Annotated in this window: 4 protein-coding genes; 1 reads left to right on the forward strand and 3 read right to left on the reverse strand. The window is 52.8% G+C overall.

All coding sequences use genetic code 11. From position 1 onward, the window contains the following. The first annotated feature begins 146 nt into the window (after positions 1–146). The gene (locus IGQ15_RS04240; RefSeq protein ID WP_363315783.1) at positions 147–1085 is read left to right on the forward strand and encodes a 4-hydroxybenzoate solanesyltransferase; all 939 of its coding nucleotides are present in this window, start codon (positions 147–149) and stop codon (positions 1083–1085) included. Here the strand turns inward: IGQ15_RS04240 and IGQ15_RS04245 are convergent. The 3 genes from IGQ15_RS04245 to IGQ15_RS12005 all read right to left on the reverse strand — a co-directional run bounded on the left by IGQ15_RS04245 (position 1075) and on the right by IGQ15_RS12005 (position 2962). Continuing rightward, the gene (locus IGQ15_RS04245) at positions 1075–1809 is read right to left on the reverse strand and encodes a 2-phosphosulfolactate phosphatase family protein (RefSeq protein ID WP_149818073.1); all 735 of its coding nucleotides are present in this window, start codon (positions 1807–1809) and stop codon (positions 1075–1077) included. The genes IGQ15_RS04240 and IGQ15_RS04245 overlap by 11 nt on opposite strands. A gap of 19 nt (positions 1810–1828) precedes the next feature. Further along, entirely contained in the window at positions 1829–2515 is a 687-nt protein-coding gene (locus tag IGQ15_RS04250) for a TPM domain-containing protein (protein WP_297048944.1), read from the reverse strand. A gap of 258 nt (positions 2516–2773) precedes the next feature. After that, positions 2774–2962, reverse strand: coding sequence for a CHAT domain-containing protein (locus IGQ15_RS12005; protein WP_363315784.1), 189 nt, complete (start codon positions 2960–2962; stop codon positions 2774–2776). Positions 2963–3118 lie beyond the last annotated feature (156 nt).

The raw sequence follows: 3118 nt of genomic DNA on the forward strand, positions 1-3118 counted from the left end.
GTATCCCCTCGCTGAAGCGGAGGGGTTTTAGCCTGCCCACATCACTCCTATAAAGGGGGAAAGCGACAGAGTGCAAACGGGCTACTAGAAACCTAGGGCAAATTGAGCAGCAACGTCCCAAAACCGCCTGAAGAGTTAAGATTTTTATGTGTAGTGGCATTCACGGTGGGAGCGGTGTGGTGAATTCTCAAGTCTCGAGAACCTCAGTGCCCACTTGGGTTGCGATCGCCCAACTGTTGCGGTGGCATAAGCCTGCGGGGCGCTTGATTCTCCTGATTCCTGCGCTCTGGTCATTGACCTTGGCGAGTGCGGGTTTGCCCTCGTTGAAGTTGCTGCTGATCATTACGGTGGGGGCGATCGCCACCAGTGCGGCGGGCTGTATTGTCAATGACTGCTGGGACCGCAATATTGACCCCCATGTGCAGCGGACGCAAAATCGCCCCCTTGCCAGTCGCCGACTCTCCCTCAGTGTGGCCTTGGGTTTGATGGTGATTGCTTTCGTCTGTGCTTGGGGATTAGCATTTTACCTCACTCCTTTGGGGTATGGGCTGGCGGTGACCGCAGTGCCGGTGATTCTCCTCTATCCCTTGGCGAAGCGAGTGTTTCCCATCCCGCAACTGGTCTTGGCAGTGGCTTGGGGGTTTGCTGTGCTCATTCCTTGGGCAGCGGTACAGGGACGCTTAACCTTGACCACTGCGTGGTTGTGGGCGGCAGTCGTGATGTGGACACTGGCCTTTGATACCGTGTATGCCATGCCCGATCGCCCCGACGATCGCCGACTGGGGGTAAATTCCAGTGCCTTATTTTTCGGTGCCTATGCGCCCTTGGCGATCGCGCTCTTTTATGCGCTGACGGTGGGGTTCCTGATCATTGTTGGCTTGAGTGCGGGACTCACTTGGCGATTTTGGCTGGCTTTGGCGGTGACTACCTACTTTTGGCTGCGCCAATCTCTACAAATTTATACCCACGAACGCCGTGACACCCAAACAACAACACTCCCCATTCAGACCTATGGTCGTTACTTCAATGAAAATGTCTGGTTGGGCTTTTTGCTCTGGGTAGGGATGTGGTGCCCTAGGCCTTAGTCAAGAGCTTGGGGGAAACCTGCCACGGCACAATTGCCAAAATATCCACTTGGGCACAGTATTTGAGATCGGCTTCATTGCCAAGGTTGAGCAGGCGCTGCCCGTGACTGGAATGGTGAAAGAGGGTCAATAGATCATCTTGGTAGTAGCGGTACAGAGCAGTGGCAGCAATGGTTTCGTCATTACCCGCAAGGGCTTCGAGGGGGGCATCCTGCTGACCCCAGAGGTGATGAATCAGTGCTCCAGCACAGACGGTATCTTCAAGGGAATAGCTGCCTTCCCAGCCTGAACCAACAATCCAGATGGTTTCGGGTTGATGTTTTTGGACAAACTCGGCAACAGCGGCACGATTGACAAGGGCAGCGGCGAGAACGAGGGGACTGGCTTGAATTCGCTCAAGGGAACGGGTGCCATTGGTGGTGCTCATAAAGAGGCGACATCCTTTCACCCGCTCTGGCAAGCATTCAGCAGGAGAGTTGCCCATGTCAAAGCCAGCGACTTTTTTCCCACCCCGTTCACCAACGCGAATCCGCTTGGCTGCCGGCCACTGCTGACTCACTTGTTCTAGCTCTGCCAAATCACTAAAGACTTGAACGGCTTCTGCGCCGGCGGCAAGGGCAGTGGCGATTGTGGTGGTTGCCCGCAGGACATCAACAGCAATGGCACAATCGGGTTGCCAGTCGGCTGGTACACGCTCTGGTGTGTGGTAGGTATAGATTTTCATAAATGAAAAGGGAGCTTGGCTACGATGATCCTTGATACATAAAGTATGTCACCATTGGGATCACTGTAGCGGCGATCAGCAGGGCAACCACAATAATTGTGGCGGAGCGATCGTCGGTTTCCGCTTTGCTCTTGTAGGTTTTCTCGACAACCACTTCGCGTACCACAGGAGGGCCTGGATCCGGTTCGCCTTTGAGGACTTTCGCGAGGCGATCGACGGTGTCAAGGACTGATTGATTGTAGTTGCCATCCCGTAGGGGCACCCGCATTGTTTCTTGGACAATACTTTCAGCAGTTTCAGGATTCAAGCGTTCGGCCACGGCCTCGCCATAGCGAATTGCTGTGCCATTAGTAACGGTATCGAGGGCAATGATCACTTGATTGGCTTGGGACTCAGGATCGGGAAACCACTGGCTAAAGAGGTCATCCACAAAGCTCTGGGGGGTTTCACCATAGTCAAGGCGGTGCAGTGTTACAACATGAACATGGATGCCCGTTGCCTCGGCGAGGTCTCGGAGCGATCGCCCGACACTACCTTGGGTGACGGCACTGAGCACATTGCCCTCATCAATGACACCGGCTGCGGTTTCCGGGAAGGGGATATCGATCGCGCTGGTTGCCCAGACGGGGGTAACCCACAATGTACTAGCGAGTAGTGCCAGCAAAAGATAGCGAATGCCGTTTTTCCAAGCCACTTGCCAATGCATCTGTGCTTAATCCTGTGTATCTCAATGCAATTTTCTCAGATATTGCTTGCAAAAATGAATTTTCTTCTAACAAATCTTAAAACGTTTTTCAGAAAACTGCTCTACCAAGGAGCACCCACAAGCGTAAACCCTGCCCAAAGTAAGGTGTCTGGAGTCTTGGATGTTTGAGCAGGTTTAATTGAGCCTTTTGCAGAGCAGCAACTTTAGTAGAAGTGTGGTTGAGTTGGAGGAGGTTTTCAGCGTAACTGTTTCACTGCTCTACAGTTGAGTAAAGGATTCTTGGGCTTGACCGGGGCGAAACAGGGCATGGGTAGCCAGATGAACGATGGAATAGTTACCCTGCTGCCGTTTTTGCGCCAGGTTGGCAACAGTAAAGTCGCGATTGAGGAAGGTGGCTCCGCCCCAGAGTCGTTGAATGACACTTAATTCTTGGGAGACTGCCGGCAGTGGACTGAGGCGATCGACTTCTCAAGACTGTGGCATTTTGAGGGGAGCATAGTCAATTTTGATCAGGTTAAATGCTGGAATCAGGGCAACGCTGTATTTTTGAATTTCTATTAGGCTTAATGAGCTAGCTTGACTTCTCCCCCTCTTGAAAGAGAG

The organism is Thermosynechococcus sp. M98_K2018_005, assembly GCF_015295825.1.
GTDB lineage: Bacteria > Cyanobacteriota > Cyanobacteriia > Thermosynechococcales > Thermosynechococcaceae > Thermosynechococcus.